The following is a 24,093-nucleotide window of genomic DNA, read 5'->3' as shown; positions in this document are numbered from 1 at the left end:
AATCGCTGAAATTCCTTTGCCGTATACATTTACCATTTTCGGATAAGTCTATTAGTTTCTATCTCCGAATATCCTGTGAAAAATCTATGTTGGTGAGTGGTGAGGCGATTGCTATTTCTGGGTGAGGCGACTTTAGCACTGCAAACTTGAAGAATGTTTCCAGCCTTGAGGCGATTACATCTGGTAACATATTCAAGCCACCGACTGCACTCGACAAAAACCATTCCTCTGTAACGGTTTTAGATATATTTAAATTTTACAAAGTACTAAAAATCTACCGAATTACCGTAGGTTGATACTCCCAAATTTTCCCCAAGTTGTCAATATGTTTTATGCCAAATTTATGAACTTCTTCAAGGACAATTTTTATCCTACTCGAAGAAGTTTAAAATCCCATACACAACGGGTGTTTGTGTTGGGGTAACAGTTTTACGTCTGCGTCCACCCGAACCTGTTGATGAACATGTAGTAATTATTGGCATTGATGAAGATTATATTGCTAAAGCCGGAGGATATCCTATACCCGATGGTGAAATTGCAGATTTACTAAACAAGTTGGAAACTTACAAACCTCGTGCGATCGGACTCGACCTTTTCAAAAATCTTCCTGTTGAACTAGGTCACAATCAACTTCAGGACTTACGCAACTGGCATAAGCAATGGCGTGGCTTTTGTGAATAGCACAATTGATACAAAACCTTAAAATGCTTGCGGTATCGTCAAATTCGTAGATTAGACTAGAACCACAGGGTAACAATCAAAGGAAGATTATGATGAGCGATCGCGACTATACCTTAATCATTGATAAAAGCGGTAGTATGTCTACACCCGACCAAGTGGGTGGTAGAAGTAGATGGGAAATTGCTCAAGAGTCTACTCTTGCTTTGGCCAGAAAGGCCGAACAGTTCGACCCCGATGGCATCACCGTTTACGTGTTTTCTGGTAGATTTAAACGCTACGATGATGTCACCTCAGCCAAAGTCGCCCAGATATTTCTTGAAAATGACCCTGCTGGCACAACAAATTTAGCTGGTGTACTCCAGGATGCCCTCAATAACTACTTTCAACGCAAAGCAGCTGGTAAAACCAAGCCAAACGGAGAGACAATTTTAGTTATCACCGATGGCGAACCAGACGATCGCAAAGCTGTGTTTGAAGTCATCATTCATGCTACTCGCCAAATGGAACGTGATGAAGAATTAGCAATTTCGATTATTCAAGTAGGTTCAGATGCCCAAGCAACTAAATTCCTCAAAGCCTTGGATGACCAGTTACAAAGTGTTGGCGCTAAATTTGATATTTGCGATACCGTCACTTTAGACGACTTAGAAGAAATGAGTCTTGTAGATGTATTGACGAACGCCATAACTGACTAATGTATCCAGTAACTATTAATTTTTAATTGGAGAATTGAATAATGCTAGAAAATCGTGATTATACCTTGATCATTGACAAAAGCGGTAGTATGGCAACCCAAGATCAAAAGGGTGGTAGAACTAGATGGGTTGCAGCCCAAGAATCAACTTTAGCTTTAGCTAGTAAATGTGAGCAATTTGACCCAGATGGCATTACTATCTATGTATTTTCTGGCAAATTCAAGCGATATGAAAATGTCACATCCAGCAAGGTGTCACAAATTTTTCGAGAGAACGATCCCTCTGGTACAACTGACTTAGCAGGTGTGTTAAAACATGCAACTGATGATTACCTGCAACGCAAAGCAGCAGGTCAAACAAAGCCAAATGGTGAAACAATTTTAGTAGTTACTGATGGTGAGCCGGACGATCGCAAAGCAGTTATGAGGGTGATTATTGAAGCTTCTCGTCGCATCGATCGAGATGAAGAATTAGCTATTTCTTTTATTCAAGTTGGCACAGATCAACAAGCTACCCGCTTTCTCAAAGTCTTAGATGATGAACTCCAAAGTGCTGGTGCTAAGTTTGATATTTGTGACACCATTACTATGGAAGACATGGAAGATTTGAGTCTATCGGAAGTGTTACTCAATGCTATTAATGACTAGCTATACTATTTTTTAGGAATTGCAAAAATGGATTCCCTTGATAAGCTGTTAGCTCAACTCGAAACTGAATACAAAGAAGTACAACCACAACCGCAATCAAAATCAGCCACCGCCAAATCGTTTATTCCACCATTGCCCAAGTCGGCATCTTTTATGGATAAGCTTTTGGCAGAAGTTCAGGCTGATTTTGCCCAAGAGGATGCTGCTATTGAATTAAAAAGACACCAAGAACTAGAACAGGAAAGAATTCAACAAGAACAACTCAAAGCCAAACAACTAGAGGCTTTGAAAGTGCAAGCAAAAGAATGGTTAGCCAAAGTAGATCCACTTTCGTCTGAAGGACTTTGGTTTGAAAGGTTTGCTGAAAGTTACCCTTCAAAATTAGAAGCAGCGATTGAATATTTAAAAAGCAATGAATAAACTTAAAATTTAAAATTTAAAACCCCATAGATAAATCTGCTCACTAAAATTGAAAATTAGCAAATTTAATTGAAGTAAACGCAAATAATTATACCAATTTGAAAAATGAATGCGACAAATAGACCATTTGTAGAGACGCGATTCATCGCGTCTTTTACCCAAGGATATGTTGCAATCATTAATTGATATCATGTCCGCTTGATTACTTATTAAACCCGAAGAACCCCACCCCGCCAAAGCTATGCTTTGTCTCCCCTCCCGAAGAGCGGGGAGGGGTTGGGGGTGGGGTGCAATGACTGTGAGAATCATAACTATTTATCCGGACATGATATGAATTGGTATTAGAAGATGTGTTGGGTGTATTACCGCATTAGCGTAAGCACCGAAAACCTCAAATGGTGAGTTACGAAAGCCATAAACTACCATATATATCAAAGTTAAGTTAGCAATTATTAGACCTCTTGCAAAAGTGACTTTTGCTTTCCGGTTGGGGAAAGGGACTCATGTTAAAGGATAAGAGGAAATTCCATCCCTTTCCCCTTTACCCCTTACCCTTTCCCCTATAAATGCCAAGAAGTCTATTGTTTATTCACTATAATCAATATTAATGGTGATTTGTTTGAGCTAAATGTTGCACAGCCCATTCATGCATAGCATAGAGAATTGGTTGCAAAGTTTCTCCTAAAGGTGTCAGTGAATATTCTACTTTGGGTGGAATTTGGGGATAAACTTCTCGATGAATAATTCCATCTTCCTCCATTTCTCTGAGTTGCTGGGTTAGCATCTTTTGCGTAACTCCAGGTAAAGCTCGTTGCAACTCACCAAAGCGTTTGACACCAGTCATTAATTCTCTAATAATTAAAACTTTCCAGCGTCCGCCAATCACTTTTAGGGTAGTTTCTACTTCACAAGTCAGCCTGAAATGGTTTTCTGCTTCAGCTTTCATAGTTTTGTTGTAGGAATCACCTGAAGGAAGGTTTGCTGGATATACCGCTAGTTATCTGATTATTACTTGTTTTAGGTCTTTCATAACTAGTGTAGCAGCTGCGGGAATATGACAATACAGTAGATACTTGCTATCTTCCACAGTCAACTAGAGGCAGATGTTTGATGATTACTGTAACAGTAATCATCAAAGTGCGTAGTTTACCGCCGTAGGCATCGCTTGTTTTGTAATTAGATAACTAGCTATCCAATCAAGTAGAGTCTTCCAGACAAGGTAATCTCTCCAGGCTTTTTGAGCCAAGGGTAGTTCATGATTAGATACTAAAAATATCTATAATTACGTAGCTACCAACTCAGAATCGATTTCCGACGGCGCACTATCTTGGACTAGCGATCGCGTTTCGCCGTTACGCTCAAGGATACCGCCAACCATTGCCAACAAAGCATTCACCTTGCGAGTTCGCCACATATCTACGAGGTTTTGCACTTCAGTTGCAGACATCCGGCGCATCATCGCTTCGTAGAGATAAGCAGCATGTCCCGTTTCATCTTGAGCAATACTTAGCATTCCTAACTTCAAGTTACGAGCGGTTGGCTCGTTGTCAGGTAATACTTTCGCCATTCGCGCAAAGTCTTTACTAGCATCTAACTCCAGAATATATGTGCTAGCCATAAACACATCCCAGTCAATAACAGCAGGTTTTAGCTGTTCTTGGGTGTAGCCTTCAAAGAATGCTGCGAAAAAGGGACTACGCTGTTGTGATTTTTTTGTAGATGTAGTTTGGGGTTGAGCCTTGAAATCTATAACTTGTTTATTCAACTGTTGTAAGGCGTGGGCAAAAATTTTACCATGCCTAGTTTCATCTGATGCATGTTTGGCTAGTTTTTCGGCTAGCCATGTATCGCCTTCGGCTGCGGCGCGATCGCTAAGTGCAGATAAAAATGGTACAGAGCCAGATTCCGCCAACTGAAACCCAGCAAGGATGTTGGGACGGGTTTTAGAATCACGAATTTGAGCAGCAGAGTAATAGGCAAAAACACTTGAACCAGCTAGATGCAGAAGGTTAGTCAAGAAGTTCATCAGAAATTCCCGCCGACAATTGGAAGGTTACAATTCTTATACTAATCCGCATTTTCTATTCGTTGCCGCCAAAGGTTCTTATCATTTTGAATTTTGAATTTTGAATTACCTGTGGCAGTATGTTAACGGTTAACAAATATATCTTTGCATTTTGTTAGTATCATCCCACAGAGATAATTTGGTAATTTTGGATGGAGAAATTAACTAAACCAGTGCGATTTTGGCTTTGTGCAACTATCATAATTTTGGGTTTGTTCGGCTGCGATCGCTTGATCGGGAATTCTGGAGAACCAGTTGAGCGAGTCAGTGATGGCGATACTTTAGTAGTAAAAGATGCCGATGGCAAAAATCTGACAGTCCGCTTTGCTTGTGTAGACGCGCCAGAAATAGCTCATACAAACAAAGAAAAGCAGAGTAAACGTACTAGCGATCGCAATCAATTTACTTGGGGTGTAAAAGCTCAAGAACGGGTGCAACAACTGGTGCAACAAGGAGGCGATCGCGTGACTTTGAATATCACCGATAGCGATCGCTATGGACGCAAAATTGCCGAAGTCCGTTTAAAAAATGGCACTTTTGTACAACAGGTATTGTTGCAAGAAGGTCTAGCAAAAGTGTATCGCCCTTATTTAAACAAGTGTCCTAGTAAAGATTTAGTTCAACAAGCCGAAGCTAAGGCTAAGGAGCAACGGCTCGGCATTTGGAGCGATACTCAATTTATAAATCCTTGGGAATATCGCAGCTTATATAAAAAGTAAAAACTCTAGCTGTTTCTAATTCAATACACTAAATTTTTTGGCATTGCACATTTGCGGTATTATCTTAGCAACTTCCAAAATCCTCCCTGCTCCTCCTCCTGCCTTCTGCCCCCTGCCCCCTGCCTCCTCTACTCCTCTCCCCAAGTTTGCAGTTGCAAATAAACTAGTACCAGCGTCACTGCTAATAATACAGTCGCTCCTGCTGCTGCATAACCAAAATCAAATTGACCAAAAGCCTCTTGGTAAATGTAGTAAACCAGCAGATTAGTTGAATTTAGTGGCCCACCGCCAGTCATCACAAAAACTTGCTCAAAACTCCGCAATGTAAAAATTGCGGTAGTAATGACTGCAAATATCACAGTCGGGCGCAATCCGGGCAGAGTAATATACCAAAATTGTTGCCAAGCATTTGCTCCATCTAAGTCTGCTGCTTCATAACGACTGGGAGGAATTGCTTGCAACCCTGCTAAAAAAACTACCATATTGAAACCCAGTTGTTTCCAAATACTCATTAAAATAATTACTGGCATTGCCCAAAATGTGTCTCCTAGCCAGGATATTTCTGAAATGCCAAAAAAATCTAAAAGTCCGTTAACTGGGCCTGATGTCTGAAACAGCCAGCGAAACCCCAAACCTGCTGCCACAAGTGAGATAATTGAAGGTAGAAAATAGGCACTCCGCAGGATGCCCCGCAAGGGAATGGAACGGTTTAATAGTACTGCTAACCCCAAGGAGATAACTAAACTGGGAATGATGGTGGCGATCGTAAAATAAAAAGTGTTACCCACCACTTGCAAGAAGTCAGGGTCGAGCAGCAAGCGCCAATAGTTTTTTAAGCCTATCCAATAAATACCTTTTAAAGTGAAACTACCAGCAGTGAAACTGAGGTAGAACAAATAGGCAATCGGCCAAATGATAAAAACACCCAGCAAAATTAATGCTGGTGCGAGAAAAATCCACGCGGCTACTGTATCATTATCCAACCACGACTTAGTATATATTTTTGTATATATTTTTGGCATCTATAAATTAACCCTCCTAGCTGTTATGACTCTTTGCCTTGATTCTACCCTGAGCTTAATTTCTCCCAACATTAGCAATGATTGCCAACAATTCGCCCCATTAAAGCTGGGAATTATGGCTTCTGGGAATGGCAGCAATTTTGACGTAGTTGCCCAAGCTATCGAAGATGGGCGGCTAAATGCCCAAATTCAAGTTTTAATTTACAATAACCCCTCGGCGAAAGCAGCCGTCAGAGCAGCTAATAGAGGTGTAGAAACTGTTTTATTAAATCATCGCAACTATCAAAACCGAGAAGAGTTTGACGAAAAAATTGTGCAGACATTGCGGGACTACGATGTAGAATGGGTGATTTTGGCAGGGTGGATGCGACTATTAACGTCAGTTTTCATTGATGCCTTTCCTGAGAAGATTATCAATATCCATCCTAGTTTGTTACCTAGTTTCAAAGGAATTCATGCTGTAGAACAAGCCTTGGCATCTGGGGTAAAAATTACTGGTTGTACAGTGCATATAGCTTGCTTAGAAATGGATAGCGGCCCAATATTAATGCAAGCCGCAGTACCAGTACTGCCGGATGATACAGCAGAAACACTCCACGCCAGGATTCAAATTCAGGAACATCGAATTTTACCATTAGCGATCGCCCTCGCAGCTTCGTCAAAAGTTACACTAAGCGTAACGTAAAAATACATATATCAATTAAGGGCGCACAGCTAGCTGCGCGCCCCTACTATTCCTCACAGTTAGCTTCAGCAGTTTGATACGCTTGTAGGAGCCTAGCATGATCGAGAGTAAATCCTACTTGCATCGCTATCTGGGCAAATAAATCAATCTCAGATTGTTGCCAATCGCGGGGTTCAGAACACTGATGTGCAATTAACAAGCCAAATAGCTGCTCGTCTTTAATAATTGGTGCTACTAAATTTGCTTTCACACCAAAAGATTCGAGCAGTTTAATGTGACAATCAGCCAAACTAGACTCATAAATGTTGTTGATTGCGACAACGCGACCAGATTGGTACTTTTCTACATAACCTTCAGTAAAACAAGGGTCGTGAATTTTAGACCGCAAAACTTTGGGATAACCTGGAACCACTGATTCAGCAATTATAATTCCGAACCAATTAGCGTAAAAGCTATAAACCAACACTCGGTCAGTACTAAGTGCTTTGCGAACCTCTTCCACAGTAGTTTTGATGATATCCTCTTCCTTGAGGGATTGGCGAATGCTGCGGATAATATCCACTAGTAACTGACTTCGCATCCTTTCTGCTTCGATTCTTTGCAAAAGTCTTGCATGGTCGAGAGCAAACCCTACCTGGATTGCTATCTGACCAAATAAATCAATCTCAGTTTGTTGCCAATCGCGGGGTTTGGAGCATTGATGTGCAATTAACAAGCCAAATAGCTCTTTATCTTTGAGAATGGGGGCGACCAGATTTGCTTTGACAGCAAAGGATTCGAGTAAGTTAATATGGCAGTCAGCCAAACCGGCTTCATAAATGTTGTTGATTGCCAGAACGCGACCAGAGCGATACTCTTCTACATAGCCTTGACCGAAACATGGGTCTTGGATTTCAGCTCGTAAAACTTTTGGGTAGGTGAGAACAACTGATTCAGCAATCACTGTTCCAGACCAATTAGTATCAAAGCTATAAACCATGACTCGGTCAGTACTCAGAGTTTTGCGAACCTCTTCCACAGTGGTTTTGAGGACATCCTCTTCGTTGAGTGATTGGCGAATACTGCCGATAGTATCTGCTAACAACTGACTTTGCACACCCTCAGCCTCGATTCGTTGCAGGAGTCTTGCATGGTCGAGAGCAAACCCGACTTGCATCGCTATCTGAGCAAATAAATCAATCTCAGATTGTTGCCAATCACGGGGTCTGGAGCATTGATGTGCAATTAATAAGCCAAATAGCTGTTCATCTTTGAGAATAGGAGCGACCAAATTTGCTTTGACAGCAAAGGATTCGAGTAAGTTAATATGGCAATCAGCCAAATCGGCTTGGTAAATGTTGTTTGTGGCTACAACGCGACCAGATTGATACTTTTCTACATAACCCTGACTGAAACAGATGTCTTGGATTTCAGACCGCAAAACTTTGGGATAACCTGGAACCACTGATTCGGCAATTATAATTCCAGACCAATTAGCATCAAAGCTATAAACCAGTACTCGGTCAGTACTCAGAGCTTTGCGAACCTCTTCGACCGTCGTTTTGAGGACATCCTCTTCGTTGAGCGATTGGCGAATGTTACGGGTAATTTCGATAAATACCTGAGCTTTATCTGCTTTGGTATCTACTTGTTGTAGAAGCTTGGCGTAGTCAAGGGCAAATCCTACTTGCATGGCTATCTGAGAGAACAAATCAATCTCAGATTGTTGCCAAAAGCGAATTCTAGAACATTGATGTGCAATCAATAAACCGAATAGCTGTTTGCCTTTGAGAATAGGTGCGACTAAATTAGATTTGACAGCAAATTGCTCCAGCAACTCAATATCAGCATCACTGAGATCGGCTTGATGGATATTATCAATAGCATGGATGCTACCATTGTGGTATTTTTTTATATACCCTGCCTCAAATCCCGGATCGGAGACTGTAACCCCTAATATTTTCGGTAAACCAGGTGCTACTGATTCGGCGATAAAGGTTCCATTATAGTTCGAGTCGAAGCAAAAGATGGTGACGCGATCGATGCTTAAAGCTTTACGAATTTCTTCTGAGGTAGTTTTTAGAACATCTTCTTCATTGAATGATTCTCGAACCCAACGGGTAATTTTGATTAATATTTGGGAATAATCGGCTTCGGCTTCTTTCTCCTCTACCAAAACCGAAAGCAGGTCTGTGAATGAGGTGATGTTTTTCTCTAACATCACTAATTCATCTTGGCTAGCGATAAAGACTTGAGTAAACTCACTGTCTGGACGTAGCCTCTTTTTAATCTTATTAGAGATTGCAGCAACGTTGCTGATTCGACTCATAACTCGATTCGCCACAAAAACAGCGATCGCACCTGCTAAAATTGCTGTCACTCCCATACCAGTTAACAAGAGTGACAATTGTCTTTGTAGAGCAAGTTCAGTTTCTATTGAACTTTCTCTACTCTCAAGTCTTACTTGCGGAGTTTGTGTGTTAATTAAATTAATGCCATAGTTGTAAGTAGCTGTTCCAATTGCAACTACAGGAAGGACGCTGATACTTAGTGCCCAAACTATTGCTTTAGTCTTTAAACTCCATTTTTGTTGCCAGAGTCTCTGTTGGTGATTTCGTCTTGCTTGGTTTTGAGAAAAAGACTGACTCATAAATGAAACCTGGATTGCTGCAAGTGAGAATCAAGTAAATAACCTCACCACCAAATTCTACATAAAACTTATAAAACAAGGACTGGCTTTCAGGAGTATTTTAAGGCACTAATGTTCTAGGTCATGTTCGATAATGCTTTTGTTTGCTTTAAATTCAAAAAAATTGGGTCTGATTAACAGGTTTGTCAACAATTTTATGGCGATCGCTTGGTTGGAATATCTTATTTTCTCATTAGGAGTTGTAGTTTGCTGACAACACAGCCAAACAATCTTTATTTTTTAACGAGGTTCTACAGACTTCTTTTCACAGTTACCCTTACCCTTACCCGTAAGCTCATGTCCGTTTGATTACTGAGATTATTTTTCAAGTACATGAGGGACAAAATGCAGGATTCATGCATCAGACACAAAAAGTTGTACTTCCTGCCCCCTGCCCCTCTGCCCCTCTGCTCCCCTGCTCCCCTGCTCCCCTGCTCCCCTGCTCCTCTGCCCCCTGCCCCCTGCCCTCCATAGCCTAATCTGCAATCAACTCTACTGCATCTCGTCCATCACAATTTTGTAAGTAAACTTTGACAATTTCTTCTTTAGCTGTAGGCAACTTTTTGCCAATAAAATCTGGGTGAATTGGCAATTCTCGATGGCCTCTGTCTACTAACACAGCTAAACGAATCACCTCTGGCCTACCGTAATCGTTGACTGCGTTCAAAGCCGCGCGAATCGTCCGTCCTTTGAAAATCACATCATCCACGAGTACAACCGTTTTCCCCGTAAGATCGAAAGGAATTTCGCTTTTCGTTGGAGTCCGCAATCCAATTTTGTCGAGGTCATCTCGATAAAATGTAATATCCAAAGCACCGACTGACACTGCTACACCTTCGAGCGTCTCAATTTGACGCGCCAATAATTCGGCTAATAACGCACCCCTGGTATAAATACCAAGAAGCACCAGTTGAGACAAATCACGCGTCCTTTCGACAATTTGAGAGGCAAGGCGAGTTAAAGTACGACGGATTTCTTCGGATGAGAGAATTTCAACTACTTTGGCAGACATAGCGAGTCATCAGTTAGGAGTGATAAGTTAAGAGCTAGGAATTTTTATTCTTAACTCCTAACTCCTAACTCCTAACTTATATTTATCATTACCTATTTGGGAGCATTAAGAATATTGCGATCGCTACCCCTAACCATAGCAAATAACAATATCGAGTCAGCTGTAAAGCATTCTGAATAGAAGTTGCAGTAATGGCATAAAGAGCATCTCCTAGCAGTGGTTTGTACTTAGCTACCCCCCGATACCAATTTGTACCCCCCATCTGTACACCTAAAAATGCCGCATAGGCGCATTCACTCCAGCCAGAATTGGGACTAGGATCGTTAATTGCATCCCGACGGCAAATTTGCCAAATATGCATCGGTTTACCCGATAGCAATGCCAGAGTCACGACTGTTAACCGACAAGGTAGCCAAGTCAAATAATCTTCTAAGCGCGCACAGAACCATCCTAAATAAGTATAGGGCGCTTCCCGATAGCCCACCATTGAATCAAGGGTACTGCTGGCTTTATATGCTAAAGCTAAGGGAGTTGGCCCCACAATTGGTATAAAGACACCAATAATTGCATAAAAAAGCGGAGCCATCACCCCATCGGTGGCATTTTCTGCAACAGTTTCTAAAACGGCTCGGTAAATTTCTGCTTGTGAGAGGTTTTGAGTATCTCGACCAACGTAATTACTTAAAATCTTCCGAGCCTTCTCTAAATCTCCGACTGTTAAAGGTTGTAAAACAGCCTCCGCTGCTACTCGCAAACTTTTGCCAGCAAAACAACTAGCCAAAAGAATTGTATTTATTGCAATTCCTAAGAGTGGATGAACCCATCTGGCAATTTGAATCATCAAAAAGCCAACAAGACCGCTACCAATTATTAAAATAATAGCTAGTGCAATTCCAGCTAGGCGTTGTGTTAGAGAATTTTGACATAAGTGGAGAAAAAACTTGGTCAGGCGAGAAATTACCCACCCCATAACTTGTACTGGATGAGGCCAATCCCAAGGATCGCCAATTAAATAATCTAAAAATGCCGCAATTATTAAGATATAGATATTATTAGTCATAAGTCACAAGTCTTGGGTTAAAAGTCAAGGGTCAATATTTTGACTATTGACTCTTGACTAAACCACAAAACTAGCTTCTTCTCCAAGAGAAGCTTGCCGACTGCGAGCATCGTAATAAAGGTCTGCCAGAGTAATACTGTATAAAGCTTCTTTGAGTTTTTGGTTGAGTCTCTGCCAGAGGCTAAACGTTACCCAATCTTCAGCTTGTGTTGGTGCTGGGGTGTGATGAGGTAAATGGCTAGTCTCGCCAACAGCTTCTAAAATTTCTCCTATAGATATTTGTGCAGGCTCTCTTGCCAATTGATATCCGCCGATGCTACCACGAATTGATTTAACTATTGATGCACGACGCATTTCTATTAGTAGTTTTTCGAGGTAAGGAGCTGGGATATCTTGGCGTTTTGCGATCGCTCTTACAGATGCAGGCCCATATCTTGGCTGTAAACTCAAATCTAGCAACGCCTTTACACTATAGTGTCCTCTGGTAGTTAATTTCATTTTGGCAAGTTTTGTTGTTTGTCTTTTGTCTTTGTTGGCACTGCATCTCCCTGAAAAGAAATTCTGATGGTCGGCTTCCGACTCTGAGACTTCTTTAGTTTGTCGTTTCTAAATAACCAATGACTAATTACCATTGACCAATCACTAAGGATCAGTTTTGCTTATCATTCTGTGACTCACTTCTCATCCTTAAGAAATAGAAAACCTCTTGAGGTTAGTTTAGAAAACTTAAAACTTATATAGTCTAGCAGGAATTCACAAACTATATATATAGATATATAGTTATCAGCATTGCCAGGATTTTCTAAAATAGATTGTCTTGCCAATATTGGTAATGGCATAACAATTGTGCATCTGAGTGTAATATACTTGGCTAGGTTGAGATAAAAACTAAAGGATTATGTTCCTGTTAGCTCAACCTCAGCTAAAATAAAATCGATTCAAACACTTCAAACATTCATTTTCGACCTAAGTTGATGCCTAAACAGAAAAAAATTGAACCCTTACTCGGCGAAGAACTGCTCAAAAAAGTCAAAGAGCTAGAGAACGAGAGCAAAGAAGACAAAGCTAAGAAGTGCGGCTACTATACCGTTACCAAAAATGGTATAGAGCGCGTCAATATGATGAAGTTCTTAAATGCCCTAATTGATGCTGAAGGCATTCAGTTAGACAGTACACCCAGTGCTAATGGGCGTGGTGGACGTAGTGCTAGCTATAGAATTAGTGTGCAATCGAATGGTAACTTACTGATAGGTTCAGCTTATACAAAACAGATGAATCTTAAACCAGGAGATGAGTTTGCGATCACTTTAGGCAAAAAGCACATTCGTCTGAGACAAGTAGATCCAGAAGATCGTGAAGATGATGAAGCCATAGAAGCCACGGCTTAATAAATGGTCATTAGTCAATTCTTTGTTGTCATTTGTCCCTTGTCATTTGTCCTGTGTGAAAAACAATGACTATAAACAGTCATTAGTCAAGTGTCATTTGTCCTTTGTGAAAAATAATGACCAATGACTAATGACTAATGACCAATGATTAATGACTAATGACCAATGACCAATGACTAATGACTAATGACTATATCTGTAGTAGGTAAGACTGGTAAATAGTGGCGAAGTGCCTTGCGCGTGACTGCTAAATTACAGGTTAAGGCAATTTGCTCTTTTTCTAATAAACCCAAAATGCGATCGGGTTTGTCTCGTGCTACCACTGGTAATTGATGTAAACCTCGAAGACTCATCCGGTCTAAAGCCTCAGATAAAAGTTCATCTTGCCATGCATAGAGAATTTCAGTAGTACAAATGTCTATGAGGGTTTGACTGGATAAATTATCGGGAATTTCGGTTAAAGAATTTGGGTATGTTTGCCAAATAGCAAGGGCACGGTTAATATCTTCCAAAGAAAGTATACCAACTAATTGCTCTGCTTGATCGAATACTAAAGCACTACGAACGCGATCGCGGGTCATTTCCACAGCAGCATCTAATACTCCCAAAGTTGCAGGTAACTTTTTGGGACAGGGATACATGGCATCTTCTACCAAAATTTGCTGCACAATTTCCGATTGTTCATCTTTCAATTCCGAAAGACCAATTTGTTGTAGATTAGAGTTAGAGTTAAAAGTTGGTTTAATCCTTTCTACTAGCCAAACACTTAAACCCACAGCTGCCATCAACGGTAAAACAATCCGATAGTCACGGGTTAATTCAAACAGCATTAAAATAGCCGTTAACGGCGCTCTCACACTAGCAGCTAATACTGCTGCCATTCCCACCATTGCGTATGCTGGGGGAGCCGCCATTTGATCGCAAATTGTCGGGAATGCTACAGCCAAAATTTTGGCGTAAGCCGATCCGAAAGAAGCACCTAAAAACATTGCTGGTGCGAACAAACCACCAATGAAACCACTACCTGCACTAATTGCAGTCATCAATAATTTCACTACCAACAACACCACCAATAAGTAGAGTGGAAACTCCACATCTTGAAGCATTGCTTCTACAGTTTCATAACCGACACCCAGAATTTGCGGGAACTGCAAAGCAACAGCGCCAATAATTGCACCGCCAATAATTGGATGAATCGGCTGAGGAATTCGTCCCAAAAAATCAAAACCTGGAACTTTGCCAGCAAAGCAAGCTTTTGCTCCCCGAATTGATTGAGTATAAGCTAGAGAAACTAGGCTGGCCCCTAAACCTAAGCCAAGGTAAAGAGGTAATTCCAAAGGACTGCGAACTTGGTAAACAGGTAAATCAAAAGCAGGTTGGGCCCCCAAACCAATTTGGGCAATTAATGCTGCTACCACCGCAGCTAGTAGTACCACACTGACAGCAGAAGTAGCGAAAGATGTCGCTCCCATCACCACCTCTAGAGCAAAAAATACTCCAGCTATAGGAGCATTAAATCCCGCCGCCAGTCCCGCCGCCGCGCCAGCACCCAACAGCAAACGTTGTCGTTCCTGAGATACATTTAGGATCACAGAGAACAACATCCCAAAATTTGCGCCAATTTCGACACTCGGCCCTTCTGGCCCCAAAGAAGCACCGCTCCCTAAAGTAACAGATGCAGCCAGCATTTTGCTAACTGGTCTTAGTGGTCGCTTAATCTCTGTTCCCTGAGAGGCGGCGATGAGAGATGAAAGTCCAGGGCCAAAGTCTTGAGTGCGCCAGCGCATCAAGCCAACAATTAATCCGCCAAGGGTGGGAACGCAGGCTAAAGTCCATGCACCCCAGCCGCCAATTTGACCCATTAAATTTTCCAGCATCAGCTGGTGAACCAACTGGATTAAATAGTGAAAGGTGACTACACCCATACCAGTACCACCGCCAATGAGCATGGCTAAAAACAGCACAACTGTTTCTGGGGATGGTTGAAAACGATTAATTAGGTGAGCTAAACGAGCGGAAGGTGTAGGAAAGGCAGGTTGTTCCGTTACCTTCCTCAGTTGAGTGGGAGGCAAGAGAGTCATTGAGAGGCGGGGTAAATGTAAGAAAAAATTTAAATTTTTATCTGTTACTTATCATTGTGAGCCATTATTTAGCAACCGGACAAGTAGACTTTATTTGCTTAACTTACAAAGCTTTAGCTAAAAATGTCATTGTGCAAAATTTGTGTGGGGAGAATGGTTAAATGAGAGACAATTATTACTTAGGGGTCAGCAATGCCTAAATTGGGCGTAGCTGTGGCTAATGGGGTGCGAGCGAGCGCCAACACTATTTTTTCTAGAGACAACAAAGTTTTTTCGACTGGGTGGACACATCCGTAAATATGAACCATGAGTCATCCTTGTTTAAATCTAGCTATACTCGTGTTGCGACTATTGAGGCATCCTTGGTAGTAATAGAATGTATGTATGATTGATGCCTGATGTCAGATCGGACATTGACCCCAATTCAATATAGCTATTGTTATAGAGCGAGTAAATGGACTAGGCGGATGAGGTAAATGAATATACACACTTTTGATAATCATTATGTTACTTGCCCAATTTGCCAAAGAAATGCCACGCCAAAACCAGTTAAAACACGCATGGGTTTGTTTTGCTGTCCCTATTGCCAGGAAAGGCTAGTAGTTTGCCAAAGTGGTCATTATGTCCGCGATCCGTTTACTTGGAGACAATTGATGATGTCTTCATCGCTACGTCGCCAAAGCCGACCTTTAGCGAGGATTCTCAGAGATTTTATCCTACTCAAGCGTCCGATGGTAGCCTTGGCTGTAGGTAGTGCGATTTTCTTTGGTGCGATCGCTCTGACCCAAGAAAAGACAAGTTACGATCGCCAAATTCTTCCCACAACAGAGAAAGTTAATGAACCAGGAAACAAATCCCAGTAAATCGATTACTTTGGTATAAATCAAATTCTACTTTGATTTTTGTAATATTATAACTAAATATTTCGATTGAACCGTGTCTTCTTGCCCCAAATAGGACGCGGTTTTTTATTATGTCCGCTTCAAGAGCGATCGCCCACCAGACATCTAATGAAATTTTGGCTATAGAAAAGAAAATTTATAGCCAAAATTGCGATCGGGAATCAATTTTTATAATTATTAAAATATTTGTAAAGTTTTATGGCAGGAATTAGAGAATTTGAGTTTTTAACTGTTCTTTATGAAATCATAGTACAGGAATTTGAATATTCGATCGATTTCATTAATCGTATCAATCGTATCTATAAGTTATCAAAATTTCTTAGAAAATCGGGACACTACAGCATTTAAGATTTACTGTCCGGCAAAACTTGGGGTGAAAACATTGCTTGCAACGACTCATAGTAAGCGAAAAAATAAGCAGCCTGTTCTGGTTCCAAACGAGAGCGGATTTCAGTACCGAGCAAGTAAATTAATTGCCGCACCAATTCCCAGCGCACCTTTAATCGAGGATATAACATCACACACAGGGGAAATAGCTCTTGTTGTATGGCACTAATGTTGTTCTCCAAAATACAGACCCATAGATATACCTGGAACATCTCTATATCACGGACACTGGAAATGTTAATGTTAGTATCACTTAAACAACCTGTGTGGCATTGATAGTTGGGATACATCTGCATCACCCGTTCTGCAATCTTGGTCGCAATCTCGCTGCACAAGGGTAAAAGCTGCTGGACAGCTTGTAATGGTGGCGCGTCGTAAGCATATTCTGCTGCTGCCTGGTAAGCACGCTGGAGCGGCATATAAAGATGATCGTCAATCACTTTGAAGTAATCCCTCAGCGATGCTTGCTGCACTGGTGGTGTCAAGTTCAGTAGTATTTGTCCGCTGTAGTGAAACTGCATACTAATGAACCCAATTACTCTAGGATCGTCTGCTGTGTACTTCTGTCGAATTTTTCCCAAATCCCTAGCAATCCATGTAGAAAACTTTGCTGGGGAAATCTGTTCAGCATAGGCTGAGAGGGCAGTTTGATAAATCTGGTGGGTATCCTTTGCAACTTCCCACGGATCGATTAATTCAGGGTCAATTTGATGCCGAATCACCTCTTGAGACAAAAGCGCTTCTGTTTTTCCCCACGCTTGCAGACTTGTGGTTCGCAGTGCCTGCGTTAACGTTTTTGCAACTTCATTTGCAATTTCACTGACCTTGAGAACTTCGATGCGATTGTCCTGTTCAGCTAAATTTCGCAAATACTTCTTTGCCCACGCTTCTGAAAATGGTTGACTTGCTTCTGTCTCAATCCTTCTGACTGGTTCTGGTAACGATGAAAGATTTTGCGGCACTAGAAACACCTAATTGCTAAATTTAATGAATGAAATATTTCGTAATAAATATTTCAAGCATAGAGAAATCAATCTCGCCACCAAAACCGCAAAATTACGCAGTTTATCATTTCTTCAAAGTAAATCGCAGGTTTTTTACACTTTTTGGAAGAACGCGATCGCTATAAAATTATCATTACCTTTTGGGCAACGATCTGATTTTTTCCTGAGCAGGGGACAAGCAGGGGAGCAGGGAGCAGGGGAGACAAGGGGACAAGGGGACAAGGGGACAAGGGGACAAGGGGACAAGGGGGAATTATTGAACAAGTTTCTCCCTTGTCTCCCGCCTCTTCTTCGTCTACCTTGTCTCTTCTCCATGCCCCATACTTACAATCTATTGATATCTTTTGTGACTAATTTCCAACCTTCAGCTTGGTCAATTAGCTTCATTGACTCTAGTTCAAGATTGTTGAAATCAGATACATTAAGCAGGAAGTAGGGTTGGCCGTTGTAGTGCCAATAATATTCTAGTTCACCAACAGAAGCGGGAATGATGGTGCGATCGCTATAATAATCCAACGAAGGACGATGGTAAGGAAAAGACGTGTAAATCTTCCTCGTCGCTGGATTTGCCCGCACAATCATGGCGGCGACTGGTTTAACTGGATAGGCTTGTGATAATTCCCAAACCCAGTAGTTAGATTTCATTAACAGCAGCAGCGAAATATAACTTCCCCAAAACAAAATCTTCAGAAATTGTCCGTCACCTCGTTCTGCCAAAATAGCTGCTAAGGACATAGTTAAAGCTACGGCGGCAAAAATCAGTTGTAAGTCTGTTTTTGGGGTTGTACCCGAACTGAAATAAATACTACCAGCAGAAGCAGCTACAGCAAGTATTGCCAAACCAGCAACCCAAGCACGGGGATAAGATGAGAGTAAAGGCGAATTTTCCGTATCTGATAATTGGATACCAAAAGCTAAAGCTAAACTAGGGTAAATTGGGAATAAATACCAGGGAACTTTGGTAATCATGAAGGAAATTACCAGTAGATAAACCCCACTCCACGCCATTACTAATTTTGCCCAGCTAAGGTTGCGATTTTCCCAGGTTAAGCGGACAGTTTGTGGTAGAAATAATAACCACGGCCATGTGTATTTGAGAAGTTCAATCACATAATACCAAGGTGGTTCAGAATTACCTTCTACAATTGAGCCAATTCGGTCTAGTGATGGGTTAGCAATACCAATTTGGGCGAAAGTATAACCATAGTGAATTAGTTGCGCACCATACCAACCAGCTACAGGTAGAATGCCAATTAAGATTGCGATCCAGAGATAATAACAAGTGAGCAGTCGTGGCGTATCCCAAAATAGAAATACAATTGCGATCGCACCGAGTAATACACCTAGCAGTCCTTGAGTTAAACAAATAAACCCAAAGCTAATGCCAACACCAAGACAATAACGTAAATCTCGGCGCGATCGCAACACGCACAACATCATCACCATCAAAAAACTTACCATCGCCCCATCTAACATTGCCAGCCGTCCATGACGTACTACGGGTAGCATTGTTAGGTAAATCAAGGCGCTATAAATAGCAGCCCAACGTTGGCGAAATATCTCTCGAGCAATGCAATACAGTAAAGGTACAGATGTTGCTGTTAAAATTGCTCCAGGTAGGCGCGTTGTCAACTCATTTTCGCCTCCTAGAGAATAAGCCCAAGCTATCAGCAAATGCATTAAAGGTGGCTTGTTGTGATATGGTTCGCCTCCTAACGTTGGATAAAGCCAACGCATTGAACCTGCTGGGGCGTGCCAAATTTCACGAGCAACCTGTGCCACAGTACCTTCATCCCAATCTCGCAGCGGCAACCCTCCCAGATTGATGCTAAACAGTAATACTGCTGCCAACAGCAATACTATTAGCCATACCCAATCAATCCATTTGCCAACCGTGCGATGCTGTCTTTCCAGATGACTCCAAATAAAGCTTCCTTCTTGCATATTCTCTGGTAATCATTTTACTTGCTGGTTTGATTACATAGAGACATCTAGCGAATCTCCCATGTTGCCACCCAGTAACAACGTATGTTCTTAACAATTGCTAGTTTCCAAGATTAACTCAGTTTTTTATAATTAGCGCTATTTTTCAAAAAAATATATTGGTTATTTAAGTAACATTTTAAACTAATAAATGATAAAAATAATACAAGTAATAAATAATTTATTACTTGTTTGATAGTCTGTAAATAAGCTTGCATGTTATTTTGAAGGTGACGCTTAGTTTAAATTTTATCTGGTTAATTTCATAAAGTTTGTAACTGATTGCTATAAAAATAAAATGGTCTACTGAATACTTAAAAAAATTGTATATAAAATTTTTGAATATTAGTACTAGGAAAAATATAATTATTTCTTCAATAATCAATTAATAAGAACATTTTTTATAAAACTCTCTAAACAAACTAATTTTAGTTTTTTAATTTTGATTAAGCAAGTATTGAATCTTGAAATCTATGATATACAATTTTTTAAGAGATTTTGATAACAGTTAATAGCTAAAAGTTATTGGAGAGTGTCAATGAATTTACCTGTAGTTGTAGATATTACTCTTGGCTTAGTTTTTATTTACTTAATTTTGAGCTTGCTAGCCTCGGAAATCCAAGAACTAATTGCCACATTATTACAATGGAGAGTTAAACATTTAAGAACTTCAATTGAATTACTTTTATCAGGTGGTAGTGAAAGTGAAAAATCAGATATTATTAATGCAATCCATCTAGTACAGAAACTTTATAACGATCCTTTGATTAATACTTTGAATCAACAAGCTAAGGGTAAATTAGAAAAGCATTTCCAGGAAATTACTAAAAAGCCTGATAAAATAGTGCTAGAAAAACAAAGCGGCCCTTCCTATCTACCTTCTGAAACATTTGCAATTACTTTATTAGATGCCTTAAAAATTCCTCAGCTAATTAATTACGTTAAACATCCTAATGAAGAAACAAAAACCAACTTACAGATGATATTAACTTCTTATAAAGAACTTAAAAAAGGTATTAATAATCCAAATAGTGCAAGTTACACAAAAATTCAAGAAATTTATGGAGAGATTGACCAGAAATTTATAGATTTTGTTAATAATGAATTACCTGATGAAGTTCCTAATAATTTAATTAAGAGCCTTAGTGTAATTGCTCAACGTAGCAGGATAAAGATTGGCGATCTCACAGAGGAAGTAAATCAATTTAAAAATGAAGTAGAAACATGGTTCGATCGCTCGATGGATCGAGCAAGCGGTGTTTATAAGCGAAATGCCAAAGGAGTTGCTATTTTAATTGGAATATTAGTCGCCTTTTTAACTAATACTGATACATTTCACTTGGTTAAAAGACTATCTGAGGATTCGATTATCCGCTCTACTATTACTCAAAGTGCAAGTCAAAGAATCGATTATATCAATAATGAAGTAGACAGAAGGAATATTGAGAAACTATTAGGAAATTCTTCTATACCGATTGGATGGCAAAATATTAATCAACAGTTTGAGTTATTAGATACGACGAAATCGAATAGAATTTACATCAGAATTTCACAGGTTTTTAAATTAATTTGTGGTTGGATAGTGAGTGGTTTTGCTATTGCTATGGGTGCGCCTTTTTGGTTTGATATCCTGAATAAAGTTATCAATGTGCGGAATGCAGGGCCAAAACCTGTTGCGTATACTAAGGATCAACCGTCTCAAAAATAGTGTTTCATTTAAATCAAAAAATAAAAATAACTTGGAGTTTTAATTCTTTATTCTGACAAATAATCTCAATTTGTCTAATAAATTCTCGAAAGTAAAATCTTCGTTCTGTTTCCGATAAATCTAACCAAAATTGTGGTATAGAAACAGCTTGAGCAACAGAACGCAAGTTAACTGGAGGGAGAATTGCCAACTTTGCTTCGAGTGCAGAAATTTCTGTGCGGAGTTTGTAAGCCCTTAACTTTGCTGTTTCGGCATCTAAAATTCCAGTTTCAATTAAAGCGGGTAACTGAGCAAGTATTTCTTGCTGACGAGCGATCGCTTGTCCTAAACTATTCTTGAATGCATCCAACTGGGGAAAATTCATTCCTGCTACCGCCAGAGGTAAATCACGGCAAACGGTTTCAATGGTATGTTCCAACACTTGTTGATAGGGAATAGCCTTACACTTGGGGCTTTGGGGGCAGCTAGTAGAACGTAAATAAAGATACTCTTTATCTTGGTTGCGTTGGGTAACACGGGTAACTGTCAGATGCGACTGACACTCAGCGCAGACAACCAACCCAGCCAGAGAACGCGGTGCGCTAGCAGTTCGGGATGGTAAACGGCTGTTACGGCGCAAAAGTCGGTCAACTTGGGCTGCTTCTTCCTTAGAAATTATCGGAATATGGGTATTGGAGATAATTTCACCATTTTGGTAAGCTGTATTGCCGCGATAAACTGGATTAGTCAGCCAGCGTCTTCCTGTGGTTACAGAGATTTTCTTGCCGTATTTTTTCGCCAAGTAACGCACTGAACCCCGCAGGGAACCATAAAGTAAAAAGTGTTCAAAAAAATCTTTGACAACTGGTGAAGTACTGCGGTCAATGGTATATTTTCCCTTACCTCTGCGATAGCCGTAGGGAACTTTGCCGGGTGGCGGTGCAACCTCAAGACGATTACGGGCGTGTCCTTGGCGGATGCGGCGGCTACGTTGCTGACGTTGGATTGCGTGTAGCAAATTCAGCAAGTCAGCGCCCAGAGGGTAACTTTCGGAAGTGTAGGGTTGTTCAGTGGCGATTACTGCGATTCCCATGACTTCGAGTTGATTGAGACGATCGCTAATTTCCTCTACAGTATCTCCCAATTCTTCCAACCGACGAATCAGGAGATAATTTGCTGGTTCAGTTTGGCAATCGGTAAATAATTGTTGTAATTGCGATCGCAAAGAAGAGTCTGGCTTGCCCAAATCTTCATAAACCCGATCCACCTCCCATCCCCAATCGGCTCGATCGGGAGAAGATTCTAATAGCGGATCGGTGTAAGAGTAGGCAATTATTTTCAAAGGTTTAGCGCAGCCACAAAGAAATTATATATTCTGGATTCTGCGTTAGCGTAGCTCGCCGCAGGCATCGTAATATCTGAATTATCTGTACAAGAATCGCTATGGATTACCAAAATGACTTGCATTGAGCAATCATAGCAACTCGCCAACCTTGCTGTTTAGCGATCGCAAAGCACCAATAAAGATTAAACAACCACAAAATTGTTTTCGGTTGGTGACAATCCAGATGATAGTTGGGCAAATTTTACCTGAGTAAACCCAGACGCACTACCATCTTTGTCAAAGAACAGTCCACCTGTAGCACTATTGTAGATAAATCGTTGAGCGATCGTTGTTGCAGATGTTCCGATGATAAACTGACTTTTCTCAAGTGAACCCGATGATAACCCACCGCCAAAACTAGATGATACCTGAATCAATTCATTAATTGCGTTAAAGTCATAAATAGTGTTAACGCTAAAATTGTCGTAACTATTAAAAGCAAAGGTATCAGTACCTCTATTTCCATAGGTGACATCATTACCAGACCCACCTGTCAAGATATCATTGCCATTGCCACCTTTAATGGTATCATTGCCATTGCCTCCATCAAGGGTATTATTCCCTAAAGCGGTTATGGAGGAGAGAAAATCATTGCCATCGTCCCCAGAAAGCAGATTATCGCCTGTTGAATAGTCAATATTCAAAGTATCGTTACCAACACCACCGTTGAGAGTGTTATTGCCAGCAGTGTTATAAATTTCATAGGCGTTAGAAAAATCTTTTCCGAAGCCGCGACCGCCGCTAGAGCCGGAGAGAAAATCATTGCCATCGCCCCCAGAGAGGAGGTTATCGCCTCTTGAACCGTTAATATTCAAAGTATCGTCACCTGTGCCACCATCAAGAGTTTTATTACCTAAGACTGAGTAATAGCCACCAGAGTCATTCAAGTAATCGTTACCTGCGCCACCATAGAGCAGATTACTCCCTGTTGAGCTTGAGGATATGAAACTCCCTCTATCATCCAAGGTATCGTTGCCTGCACTGCCAATAATCGTATCATTGCCATTACCTCCCCCAGACAAAAAATCGTCGCCATTGGTACCTACTAGATAGTCATCATAAACTGTACCTGTGAGATTTAATCGTTCGATATTTTTGTAGCTAATTTGACTCATACCAATCGTAATCAAGCCAATGTTAGTAGTGGCATCGAAACTTGAGGTGATTTTTTTAGTAGCATCGGCGTAATCACCACCGAACAAGGTATCGTCACCTGTACCCCCATCTACTGTGAAAAAGGAAGAGGAGTTAGCCTTTAAAGCTGTTAATCCGAATATGTCATTGCCATCTCCGCCTGAAAGCGTATTGTTGCCAGTAGAGTCGGAAATATTAAGCACGTCATTCCCTGCATCTCCACTAAGGCTGTTATTCCCAGTAGAGTAGTAAATATAAAGCTGATCGTTACCAAAACCACCAGAAAGAGTGTCGTTGCCTCCTTCAGCATTTAGGGTATCATTACCTGCTAAACCATTAATCAGGTCATCAGAGGTTGTCCCAGTGAGTGTATTGTTACCGTTAGTGCCATTGATATTTGCCATAACTTTCTACCTACCTAAATCGATTTTTTTAGTAATTTCAGTTATTAATTTGCTATTTGTGCTTA

The 24,093-nt window shown here is 40.7% G+C and carries 24 protein-coding genes; 10 read left to right on the top strand and 14 right to left on the bottom strand.

The genetic code is table 11. The annotated features are described in order from the left end of the window. Nucleotides 1-58: 58 nt before the first annotated feature. A complete protein-coding gene (locus RMX89_RS07600; protein ID WP_322688482.1) occupies nucleotides 59-217 on the bottom strand; it encodes a hypothetical protein in 159 nt (52 codons plus the stop codon). A 122-nt stretch (nucleotides 218-339) separates the two neighbouring features. Between RMX89_RS07600 and RMX89_RS07595 the strand changes: the two genes are divergently transcribed. The 4 genes from RMX89_RS07595 to RMX89_RS07580 all read left to right on the top strand — a co-directional run bounded on the left by RMX89_RS07595 (nucleotide 340) and on the right by RMX89_RS07580 (nucleotide 2,443). Further along, nucleotides 340-681, top strand: coding sequence for a CHASE2 domain-containing protein (locus RMX89_RS07595; protein ID WP_322688486.1), 342 nt, complete (start codon nucleotides 340-342; stop codon nucleotides 679-681). A gap of 89 nt (nucleotides 682-770) precedes the next feature. Further along, nucleotides 771-1,376 (top strand): VWA domain-containing protein, encoded by a 606-nt coding sequence (locus tag RMX89_RS07590; RefSeq protein ID WP_322688481.1) that lies wholly within the window; start codon nucleotides 771-773, stop codon nucleotides 1,374-1,376. A gap of 41 nt (nucleotides 1,377-1,417) precedes the next feature. Further along, a complete protein-coding gene (locus RMX89_RS07585; RefSeq protein ID WP_104909152.1) occupies nucleotides 1,418-2,023 on the top strand; it encodes a vWA domain-containing protein in 606 nt (201 codons plus the stop codon). Between the two features lie 27 nt (nucleotides 2,024-2,050). Further along, entirely contained in the window at nucleotides 2,051-2,443 is a 393-nt protein-coding gene (locus RMX89_RS07580) for a salt stress protein, Slr1339 family (protein WP_322688480.1), read from the top strand. A 604-nt stretch (nucleotides 2,444-3,047) separates the two neighbouring features. Here RMX89_RS07580 and RMX89_RS07575 read toward each other — a convergent pair. Both RMX89_RS07575 and RMX89_RS07570 read right to left on the bottom strand, forming a co-directional pair. Continuing rightward, nucleotides 3,048-3,389 carry a winged helix-turn-helix transcriptional regulator gene (locus RMX89_RS07575; protein WP_094352993.1) on the bottom strand — a complete coding sequence of 114 codons (342 nt, stop codon included), beginning with the start codon at nucleotides 3,387-3,389 and terminating at the stop codon, nucleotides 3,048-3,050. A 336-nt stretch (nucleotides 3,390-3,725) separates the two neighbouring features. Continuing rightward, entirely contained in the window at nucleotides 3,726-4,469 is a 744-nt protein-coding gene (locus RMX89_RS07570) for a ferritin-like domain-containing protein (protein ID WP_322688479.1), read from the bottom strand. 191 nt (nucleotides 4,470-4,660) lie between these two features. Here RMX89_RS07570 and RMX89_RS07565 point away from each other — a divergent pair, with 191 nt between their 5' ends. Then, a complete protein-coding gene (locus RMX89_RS07565) occupies nucleotides 4,661-5,227 on the top strand; it encodes a thermonuclease family protein (protein ID WP_322688478.1) in 567 nt (188 codons plus the stop codon). A 128-nt stretch (nucleotides 5,228-5,355) separates the two neighbouring features. Here the strand turns inward: RMX89_RS07565 and RMX89_RS07560 are convergent, their stop codons facing one another. After that, nucleotides 5,356-6,249, bottom strand: coding sequence for a sugar ABC transporter permease (locus RMX89_RS07560; protein ID WP_322688477.1), 894 nt, complete (start codon nucleotides 6,247-6,249; stop codon nucleotides 5,356-5,358). 25 nt (nucleotides 6,250-6,274) lie between these two features. Here RMX89_RS07560 and purN point away from each other — a divergent pair, with 25 nt between their 5' ends. Further along, nucleotides 6,275-6,934 (top strand): phosphoribosylglycinamide formyltransferase, encoded by a 660-nt coding sequence (gene purN / locus RMX89_RS07555; RefSeq protein WP_322688476.1) that lies wholly within the window; start codon nucleotides 6,275-6,277, stop codon nucleotides 6,932-6,934. Nucleotides 6,935-6,980: 46 nt separating this feature from the next. Here the strand turns inward: purN and RMX89_RS07550 are convergent, their stop codons facing one another. From RMX89_RS07550 to RMX89_RS07535, 4 genes are all read right to left on the bottom strand, one after another. Beyond that, nucleotides 6,981-9,563 carry a GAF domain-containing protein gene (locus RMX89_RS07550; protein WP_322688475.1) on the bottom strand — a complete coding sequence of 861 codons (2,583 nt, stop codon included), beginning with the start codon at nucleotides 9,561-9,563 and terminating at the stop codon, nucleotides 6,981-6,983. A gap of 514 nt (nucleotides 9,564-10,077) precedes the next feature. Further along, nucleotides 10,078-10,614 (bottom strand): bifunctional pyr operon transcriptional regulator/uracil phosphoribosyltransferase PyrR, encoded by a 537-nt coding sequence (gene pyrR / locus RMX89_RS07545; RefSeq protein ID WP_094353001.1) that lies wholly within the window; start codon nucleotides 10,612-10,614, stop codon nucleotides 10,078-10,080. An 88-nt stretch (nucleotides 10,615-10,702) separates the two neighbouring features. After that, the gene (gene cbiB, locus RMX89_RS07540) at nucleotides 10,703-11,674 is read right to left on the bottom strand and encodes an adenosylcobinamide-phosphate synthase CbiB (protein WP_322688474.1); all 972 of its coding nucleotides are present in this window, start codon (nucleotides 11,672-11,674) and stop codon (nucleotides 10,703-10,705) included. Between the two features lie 57 nt (nucleotides 11,675-11,731). Further along, a complete protein-coding gene (locus RMX89_RS07535; protein ID WP_289798377.1) occupies nucleotides 11,732-12,172 on the bottom strand; it encodes an Rrf2 family transcriptional regulator in 441 nt (146 codons plus the stop codon). Between the two features lie 476 nt (nucleotides 12,173-12,648). Here RMX89_RS07535 and RMX89_RS07530 point away from each other — a divergent pair, with 476 nt between their 5' ends. Further along, entirely contained in the window at nucleotides 12,649-13,062 is a 414-nt protein-coding gene (locus tag RMX89_RS07530; protein WP_322673146.1) for an AbrB family transcriptional regulator, read from the top strand. 176 nt (nucleotides 13,063-13,238) lie between these two features. Here the strand turns inward: RMX89_RS07530 and RMX89_RS07525 are convergent, their stop codons facing one another. Both RMX89_RS07525 and RMX89_RS07520 read right to left on the bottom strand, forming a co-directional pair. After that, the gene (locus RMX89_RS07525; RefSeq protein ID WP_322688473.1) at nucleotides 13,239-15,143 is read right to left on the bottom strand and encodes a chloride channel protein; all 1,905 of its coding nucleotides are present in this window, start codon (nucleotides 15,141-15,143) and stop codon (nucleotides 13,239-13,241) included. A gap of 179 nt (nucleotides 15,144-15,322) precedes the next feature. Then, complete coding sequence (locus RMX89_RS07520; protein ID WP_322688472.1) at nucleotides 15,323-15,451, bottom strand: hypothetical protein; 129 nt, start codon at nucleotides 15,449-15,451, stop codon at nucleotides 15,323-15,325. Nucleotides 15,452-15,619: 168 nt separating this feature from the next. Between RMX89_RS07520 and RMX89_RS07515 the strand changes: the two genes are divergently transcribed. Further along, nucleotides 15,620-16,006 (top strand): hypothetical protein, encoded by a 387-nt coding sequence (locus RMX89_RS07515; RefSeq protein ID WP_322673143.1) that lies wholly within the window; start codon nucleotides 15,620-15,622, stop codon nucleotides 16,004-16,006. A 110-nt stretch (nucleotides 16,007-16,116) separates the two neighbouring features. Then, entirely contained in the window at nucleotides 16,117-16,257 is a 141-nt protein-coding gene (locus tag RMX89_RS07510) for a hypothetical protein (RefSeq protein WP_322688471.1), read from the top strand. Nucleotides 16,258-16,389: 132 nt separating this feature from the next. Here the strand turns inward: RMX89_RS07510 and RMX89_RS07505 are convergent, their stop codons facing one another. Both RMX89_RS07505 and RMX89_RS07500 read right to left on the bottom strand, forming a co-directional pair. After that, nucleotides 16,390-17,394, bottom strand: a complete 1,005-nt coding sequence (locus RMX89_RS07505; RefSeq protein WP_322688470.1) for a hypothetical protein — start codon at nucleotides 17,392-17,394, stop codon at nucleotides 16,390-16,392. Between the two features lie 366 nt (nucleotides 17,395-17,760). Continuing rightward, complete coding sequence (locus RMX89_RS07500) at nucleotides 17,761-19,380, bottom strand: glycosyltransferase family 39 protein (RefSeq protein WP_322688469.1); 1,620 nt, start codon at nucleotides 19,378-19,380, stop codon at nucleotides 17,761-17,763. 577 nt (nucleotides 19,381-19,957) lie between these two features. On the opposite strand from RMX89_RS07500, the gene RMX89_RS07495 reads away from it, so the two are divergent. Then, entirely contained in the window at nucleotides 19,958-21,127 is a 1,170-nt protein-coding gene (locus RMX89_RS07495) for a hypothetical protein (protein ID WP_322686500.1), read from the top strand. 13 nt (nucleotides 21,128-21,140) lie between these two features. Here the strand turns inward: RMX89_RS07495 and RMX89_RS07490 are convergent, their stop codons facing one another. Together RMX89_RS07490 and RMX89_RS07485 are read right to left on the bottom strand one after the other, a co-directional pair. Continuing rightward, on the bottom strand, nucleotides 21,141-22,448 hold the full coding sequence (locus tag RMX89_RS07490) for a recombinase family protein (protein WP_322688468.1): 1,308 nt from the start codon (nucleotides 22,446-22,448) through the stop codon (nucleotides 21,141-21,143). A gap of 185 nt (nucleotides 22,449-22,633) precedes the next feature. Continuing rightward, entirely contained in the window at nucleotides 22,634-24,028 is a 1,395-nt protein-coding gene (locus RMX89_RS07485) for a calcium-binding protein (protein ID WP_322688467.1), read from the bottom strand. Nucleotides 24,029-24,093 lie beyond the last annotated feature (65 nt).

It is taken from the genome of Nostoc sp. DedSLP04, from assembly GCF_034530775.1.
Lineage (GTDB): Bacteria > Cyanobacteriota > Cyanobacteriia > Cyanobacteriales > Nostocaceae > Nostoc.
The sequence above is the reverse complement of the archived record's forward strand: the minus strand, read 5'-3'. Positions and strand labels throughout refer to the sequence as shown.

Bases quoted from the DNA above. Each gene is read 5' to 3' on its own strand.
- RMX89_RS07530 (WP_322673146.1), top strand. From the start codon at position 12,649: ATGCCTAAACAGAAAAAAATTGAACCCTTACTCGGCGAAGAACTGCTC.
- RMX89_RS07510 (WP_322688471.1), top strand. From the start codon at position 16,117: ATGTCCGCTTCAAGAGCGATCGCCCACCAGACATCTAATGAAATTTTG.
- RMX89_RS07575 (WP_094352993.1), bottom strand. From the start codon at position 3,389: ATGAAAGCTGAAGCAGAAAACCATTTCAGGCTGACTTGTGAAGTAGAA.
- RMX89_RS07550 (WP_322688475.1), bottom strand. From the start codon at position 9,563: ATGAGTCAGTCTTTTTCTCAAAACCAAGCAAGACGAAATCACCAACAG.
- RMX89_RS07560 (WP_322688477.1), bottom strand. From the start codon at position 6,249: ATGCCAAAAATATATACAAAAATATATACTAAGTCGTGGTTGGATAAT.
- RMX89_RS07515 (WP_322673143.1), top strand. From the start codon at position 15,620: ATGAATATACACACTTTTGATAATCATTATGTTACTTGCCCAATTTGC.
- pyrR (WP_094353001.1), bottom strand. From the start codon at position 10,614: ATGTCTGCCAAAGTAGTTGAAATTCTCTCATCCGAAGAAATCCGTCGT.
- RMX89_RS07520 (WP_322688472.1), bottom strand. From the start codon at position 15,451: ATGGTTCATATTTACGGATGTGTCCACCCAGTCGAAAAAACTTTGTTG.
- RMX89_RS07580 (WP_322688480.1), top strand. From the start codon at position 2,051: ATGGATTCCCTTGATAAGCTGTTAGCTCAACTCGAAACTGAATACAAA.
- RMX89_RS07585 (WP_104909152.1), top strand. From the start codon at position 1,418: ATGCTAGAAAATCGTGATTATACCTTGATCATTGACAAAAGCGGTAGT.
- RMX89_RS07495 (WP_322686500.1), top strand. From the start codon at position 19,958: ATGAATTTACCTGTAGTTGTAGATATTACTCTTGGCTTAGTTTTTATT.
- RMX89_RS07570 (WP_322688479.1), bottom strand. From the start codon at position 4,469: ATGAACTTCTTGACTAACCTTCTGCATCTAGCTGGTTCAAGTGTTTTT.
- RMX89_RS07500 (WP_322688469.1), bottom strand. From the start codon at position 19,380: ATGCAAGAAGGAAGCTTTATTTGGAGTCATCTGGAAAGACAGCATCGC.
- RMX89_RS07485 (WP_322688467.1), bottom strand. From the start codon at position 24,028: ATGGCAAATATCAATGGCACTAACGGTAACAATACACTCACTGGGACA.
- RMX89_RS07565 (WP_322688478.1), top strand. From the start codon at position 4,661: ATGGAGAAATTAACTAAACCAGTGCGATTTTGGCTTTGTGCAACTATC.
- purN (WP_322688476.1), top strand. From the start codon at position 6,275: ATGACTCTTTGCCTTGATTCTACCCTGAGCTTAATTTCTCCCAACATT.
- RMX89_RS07525 (WP_322688473.1), bottom strand. From the start codon at position 15,143: ATGACTCTCTTGCCTCCCACTCAACTGAGGAAGGTAACGGAACAACCT.
- RMX89_RS07535 (WP_289798377.1), bottom strand. From the start codon at position 12,172: ATGAAATTAACTACCAGAGGACACTATAGTGTAAAGGCGTTGCTAGAT.
- RMX89_RS07590 (WP_322688481.1), top strand. From the start codon at position 771: ATGATGAGCGATCGCGACTATACCTTAATCATTGATAAAAGCGGTAGT.
- cbiB (WP_322688474.1), bottom strand. From the start codon at position 11,674: ATGACTAATAATATCTATATCTTAATAATTGCGGCATTTTTAGATTAT.